The 5,628-nt window shown below is 66.9% G+C and carries 5 protein-coding genes; 4 read left to right on the top strand and 1 reads right to left on the bottom strand.

All coding sequences use genetic code 11. The features are described 5' to 3' along the window. Positions 1–671 (top strand): adenosine kinase (locus RT662_RS12410; RefSeq protein WP_313671021.1); only part of this gene is annotated, 671 nt, incomplete at its 5' end. A gap of 69 nt (positions 672–740) precedes the next feature. Here the strand turns inward: RT662_RS12410 and RT662_RS12405 are convergent. Continuing rightward, positions 741–2,300 carry an amino acid permease gene (locus RT662_RS12405; RefSeq protein WP_313671020.1) on the bottom strand — a complete coding sequence of 520 codons (1,560 nt, stop codon included), beginning with the start codon at positions 2,298–2,300 and terminating at the stop codon, positions 741–743. A gap of 211 nt (positions 2,301–2,511) precedes the next feature. Between RT662_RS12405 and RT662_RS12400 the strand changes: the two genes are divergently transcribed. The 3 genes from RT662_RS12400 to RT662_RS12390 all read left to right on the top strand — a co-directional run. Then, positions 2,512–3,729: a hydrolase gene (locus RT662_RS12400; RefSeq protein ID WP_313671019.1), complete on the top strand. Its 1,218-nt coding sequence runs from the start codon at positions 2,512–2,514 to the stop codon at positions 3,727–3,729. Then, positions 3,726–4,760, top strand: a complete 1,035-nt coding sequence (locus RT662_RS12395; RefSeq protein ID WP_313671018.1) for an arginine N-succinyltransferase — start codon at positions 3,726–3,728, stop codon at positions 4,758–4,760. The genes RT662_RS12400 and RT662_RS12395 overlap by 4 nt, the downstream gene beginning before the upstream one ends. Continuing rightward, positions 4,747–5,628, top strand: an 882-nt coding sequence (locus tag RT662_RS12390; protein WP_313671017.1) for an aldehyde dehydrogenase family protein, incomplete at its 3' end; no start/stop codon positions are given. The genes RT662_RS12395 and RT662_RS12390, both read left to right, overlap by 14 nt.

Raw genomic sequence — 5,628 nt, 5'->3', positions numbered from 1 at the left:
CAACGGGCGGCCCGCCCACCGGGCGCTGCCTGATCGTGGTGACGCCCGATGGCGAGCGCACGATGAACACCTATCTGGGCGCCTGCCAGGAACTGGATGCCAGCGATCTGGATGCCGAACTGGTGGCAAAATCGGGCATTCTCTATCTGGAAGGCTATCTGTGGGATCCGGCGGCGCCGCGGGCGGCCATGCAGGCCGCGATCAAGGTGGCGCGCGAGGCCGGCAACAAGGTGGCCTTCACCTTGAGCGACGTGTTTTGCGTGGAGGGCCATCGTGCCGATTTCCGCAATCTGCTCGAAAGCCATGTCGACATCATGTTCGGCAACGAGAATGAGGTGAAGGCGCTGTACCAGACCGACGATATCGATGCGGCGATGGCAGAACTGGCCAAGCATGCCTGCATCACCGTGGTGACCCGCAGCGAGAAGGGCGCGGTCGTGCTGGGCGGCGGGCATCGCTATGAAGTGGCGGGCGAACGCGTGGCCAAGGTGGTGGACACCACCGGCGCGGGCGATCTGTTTGCCGGTGGTTTCATGGCGGCGCTGGTGCAGGGGCGGTCCTTGCCAGATTGCGCGCGCATCGGCTGCATTTCGGCGGCGGAGGTGATCAGCCACTTCGGTGCGCGGCCGGAAGCGGATTTGCGGGCGCTTGTGGCCAGCAAGTTGGCCTGAACCCCAATACCCCAATACAAGAAGGGCGGCCCGCGAGGGCCGCCCTTTTCGTTTGCGCTTTGTGCGGGGTCAGGCGTCCTTGCCGCCCGGCGTGTGGATGCCCGGCAGCGGTGCCACACCCTGCGGCGGCACGTTCGGATCAAGTTCGCCCACCACCGTGATGCCGCGCGCCACGTTGGAACGGCTGCGGCCATAGATGAAGTAGAACACCAAGCCGATGGCGGCCCAGCCGAAGAACACCATCTGCGCCACGAAGCTGAGGAAGCCGAACAGCAGCAGGCAGCCAGCGGCCGCCAGCGGTGCAACGATCCACACCGCCGGGGTGCGGAAGCTGCGATGGCGCGTCGGATCGGTGCGGCGCAGCGTCATGATGGCGAGGGACACGAAGAAGAAGGCGCACAGCGTGCCGCCGTTCGACACCGATGCCAGCTGGCCCACCGGGAAGAAGGCCGCCGAAATGGCCACACCCAGGCCGGTGATGATCGTCACCACGTGCGGGGTGCCATATTTCGGGTGCACCTTCGACAACATGCCCGGCAGCAGGCCATCGCGGCTCATCACGAAGAACACGCGGGTTTGCGCGAACATCATCATGAGGACGACAGACGGCAGCGCGAAACCAGCCGCCAGGCCGAGCACGTTGCCCACGCCGGGATGGCCGATGGCGCGCAGCACGTGGGCGAGCGCTTCGTTGGAGCAGACGACGGGCAGCGTGGCTTCGGCGAAAGTCTTGCACTGGGCCACCAGTTCCGGCGAGCCGGGCTGCAGGGCTTCACCGTTCGGGCCGAACACCGGCTGCGCGCCATAGCTGCCGATCACGCCTGCACCCACCAGCATGTAGAACACGGTGCAGATGGCAAGGCTGGCAATCAGCCCGATCGGGATGTTGCGCTGCGGATTCTTGGTTTCTTCGGCCGCGGTGGACACCGCATCGAAGCCCACGAAGGCAAAGAAGATGATGGAGGCCGCGCCAATGGCGCCGGTGGCACCCAGCGGCAGGAAGGGTTCGAACTTGTCGGCCGTGGCCGCCGGAACCGCCAGGAAGATGAACGCCGCCAGCGCGATCACCTTCACGGTGACCAGCACGGAGTTGACCGTGGCGCTTTCCTTGGTGCCCAGCACCAGCAGCCAGGTGACCGCGAGCGCAATGACCACGGCGGGCAGGTTGATGATGCCGCCGGCATAAGGCCCGGTCACCAATTCGGCCGGCAGCTGAATGCCGAGGAAGTTATCAAGCACGCCCACCATGTAGCCGGACCAGCCGACCGCCACGGCAGAGGCCGCCACCGCATATTCCAGCACCAGCGCCCAGCCGACGATCCAGGCGAGGATTTCGCCGAAGGTGGCATAGCTGTAGGTGTAGGCGCTGCCCGATACCGGCACCATCGCGGCCAGTTCGGCATAGCAAAGCGCGGCAAGACCGCAGACCAGCGCCGACAGCACGAAGCTGATCAGCATGCCCGGCCCGGCCAGCTGCGCGGCTTCGGCGGTGAGCACGAAGATGCCGGTGCCGATGATGCCGCCGATGCCCAGCATGGTGAGCTGGAACGCCCCCAGCGAGCGGGTGAGCGATTTCTTCTCAGCAGTCGCCAGGATCGAATCCAGCGACTTCACGCGCCATTTGTTCAAGCAATTTCCCCTTGGCTGCAGCGCCGGCACCACCCCCGGATGCAACCCGAGGCGGACCAGCGCTTCCGTCATGGCTTTGTCATGCCCAGCAATGGTGGGTGCGGTCAAGGTGGCAGAGCGACGGACGCTGCGACGGACAGCGCGGCAAGTGATGTGACATGAATCACAAAAACGTCTAGCGGTTGTACAAATCACACATTATGGTGGCGGGATGACCAGCCTGACGCCCGCCGAAGCCCACGCGCTGGCCCGTATCGACGGGCTGCGGCCGGCGATGCTGGCCGAGATCGAGGCGTGGGCGGCGATCAACACCGGCAGCCGCAATCTGGCCGGGCTGGCGCAGATGATTGACGTGCTGGAGGCGGCCTTTGCCCCGCTGGGCGGCACGGCGACACGGGTGGCGGCGGCCTCGGCCAGCCAGATCGACGCTGGTGGCAATGAGCGCCCGCTGTTGCACGGTGACAATCTTCATATCGTCAAACGCGGGCACGCGCCGGTGCGCGTGCTGCTGACCGGCCATATGGATACGGTGTTTCCGGCCGATCATGGCTTTCAGGCCTGCCGCTGGCTGGATGCCGACACGCTGAACGGCCCCGGCGTGGCCGACATGAAGGGCGGCATCGCTGTCATCAAGGCGGCGCTGACGGCGCTGGAGGCCAGCCCGTTTGGCGAAGCCATCGGTTGGGAAGTGATCCTCAACAGCGACGAGGAAGTCTCTTCGCCCGGTTCCGCCCCCTTGCTGGCCGAGGCCGCAGGGCGCTGCCATCTGGGCCTCACCTTCGAACCGGCGTTGCCCGATGGCACGCTGGCCGGCGCGCGGGCGGGTTCGGGCAATTTTTCCGCCGCCATCCACGGCCGCGCCGCGCATGCCGGGCGCAACCCGGCTGATGGCCGCAACGCGTTGCTGGCGGCAGCCGATCTGGCGCTGCAGCTGGCTGCGTTGGCTGGCGACGATCTGTCGGTGAACCCGGCCAAGATCGACGGCGGCGGGCCCAATAATGTCGTGCCCGATAATGCCGTGCTGCGCTGGAACATGCGGCCGCGCTCTGCAGCGGCCCAGATGCGCGCGGAAACCGGCATCAATGCAGCCGTTGCAGCCGTGGCGCTGGCGCATGACGTGCATGTCCACGTGCACGGCCGCTTTGCCCGCCCGCCCAAGCCTCTGGATGCCAACCAGCAGCGGCTGTTTGATCTGGTGAAAAGCTGTGGCGCGTCGCTCGGCCTGCCGATCAGCTGGCGCGACACCGGCGGCGTGTGTGACGGCAACAATCTCGCCGCCACCGGCCTGGCTGTTGTCGACACGATGGGTCCGCGCGGCGGCGCCATTCACAGCAGCGATGAATTTCTGTGCGCCGATTCGCTGGAAGAACGCGCCCGGCTGGCCGCATTGGTGCTGATGCGTGTGGCGCAACACGGGTGGCAGCGATGATCGCCCCCAGCATCTTGCCGGGCGAATGGCGCGTGCGCCCGGCGCGCGCCGCCGATCTGCCGGCCGTGCTGGAACTGGCGAAGCTTACAGGCGGCGGTTTCACCAACCTGCCGCAGGATGAAGGCGCGCTGGCTCGCCGCCTTGCCTGGTCCGACGCCAGTTTCGCCCGGCAAGCGACCGCGCCGGAGAACGAGCTTTACCTGTTGCTGCTGGAGGAGGTCGCAACGGGGCGCATCGGCGGCACCGGCATGGTGTTCAGCCGGGTGGGCGCGGAATGGCCGTTCTACAGCTACAAGATTTCCAGCCTCACCCAGACCAGCAAGGAACTGGATCGCACGCTGCGCATCGAGTTCCTGTCGCTCACCAGCGATTTCGATGGCGCGTCGGAAGTGGGCGGGCTGTTCCTGCACCCCGATCTGCGCACCGGCGGGCTGGGCCGGCTGCTGGCGCGCGCCCGCTATCTGTTCATCGCCCAGCACCGCGCGCGCTTTGGCGACCGCGTGATTGCCGAACTGCGCGGGGTGATGGATGCGGATGGCAATTCGCCGTTCTGGGACGCGCTGGGGGCCAAGTTCTTCGGGATTTCCTTCCCGGAAGCCGACAAGTTCAATGCCGTGCACGGCAACCAGTTCATCGCCGATCTGATGCCGCGGCACCCGGTCTATACCAATCTTCTGTCTGATGACGCCCGCGCCGCCATCGGCCAGCCGCATGCCACCGGCCGCGCCGCGCTGGCCATGCTGCTGGCGGAAGGGTTCGGCTTCGACAACTATGTCGACATTTTCGACGGCGGCCCCACGGTGAACGCCCGCATCGATGATCTGAAGTCCATCCGCGGCGCACGCGAAGCCGAAGTGGCGGCCCTGGCCGATGCCATTGATGCGCCGCCGCAACTGGTGGCGACCGGCACGCTGCACGGCTTCCAGGCCTTCCTGTCGCCGCTCGCCGATGAAGGGCGCTCACTGCCTGCCGCGATTGCCCAGCCGCTGGGCATCGCGCCCGGCACGAGGATCCGTCATGTCGACTGCTGAACTCGTTTCCACTGATCCCTGCACCGGCGAAGCCATCTGGGCCGGCCCGGTGGGCGGCGTCGCGGCTGCGGTTGCGCGCGCCCGGGCCGCTGCGCCCGGCTGGGCACGCACTCCGCTGGACCAGCGCATCGCCATCGTCCGTGCCTTCAAGGCCGCAGTGGAGGCGGAGGCCGACGGCTTTGCCCGACTGATCGCGGCTGAAACCGGCAAGCCGCTATGGGAAACCCGCACCGAAGTCGCCAGCGTGGCGGCCAAGGTGGAAATTTCCATCACCGCGCAGGGAGAACGCGCCGGGGAAAAGGGCAGCGAGGCCGGCGGCGTGAAGCAGATGCTGCGCCACAAGCCACATGGCGTGCTGGCGGTGCTTGGCCCCTATAATTTCCCGGCGCATCTGCCCAATGGCCATATCGTGCCGGCGTTGCTGGCCGGCAACACGATCGTGTTCAAGCCATCCGAACAGACGCCGGCCGTGGCCGAGCTGATGGCCAGCCTGTGGGCGCAGGCCGGGTTACCCGACGGCGTGCTGAATCTTGTCCACGGTGGCGGCGACGTCGGGCGCGAACTGGCCGGGGCAGAGATTGACGGCCTGTTGTTCACCGGTTCGGCGCATGTTGGCGCGGCGCTGGCGCGGCAGTTTGCCGAAACGCCGCACCGCATCCTGGCGCTGGAAATGGGTGGCAACAATCCGCTGATGGCGTGGGACGTTGCAGATGTCGACGCAGCGGCGGCCACGGTGGTGCAATCGGCCTTCCTCTCGGCCGGGCAACGCTGCACCAATGCGCGGCGGCTGGTTCTGAAAGATGGCGACGACCGGCTGGTGGAGGCGGTGCTGGCCTTGGCCGACCGGCTGATTGTTGGCGCGCCCTTC

It is taken from the genome of Sandarakinorhabdus sp., from assembly GCF_032115815.1.
Lineage (GTDB): Bacteria > Pseudomonadota > Alphaproteobacteria > Sphingomonadales > Sphingomonadaceae > Sandarakinorhabdus.
Note: the sequence above shows the minus strand (reverse complement) of the source record. Positions and strands in the feature narration are given on the sequence as shown.

Coding starts and splice junctions, on each gene's coding strand:
- RT662_RS12400 (WP_313671019.1), top strand. CDS start 2,512: ATGACCAGCCTGACGCCCGCCGAAGCCCACGCGCTGGCCCGTATCGAC.
- RT662_RS12395 (WP_313671018.1), top strand. CDS start 3,726: ATGATCGCCCCCAGCATCTTGCCGGGCGAATGGCGCGTGCGCCCGGCG.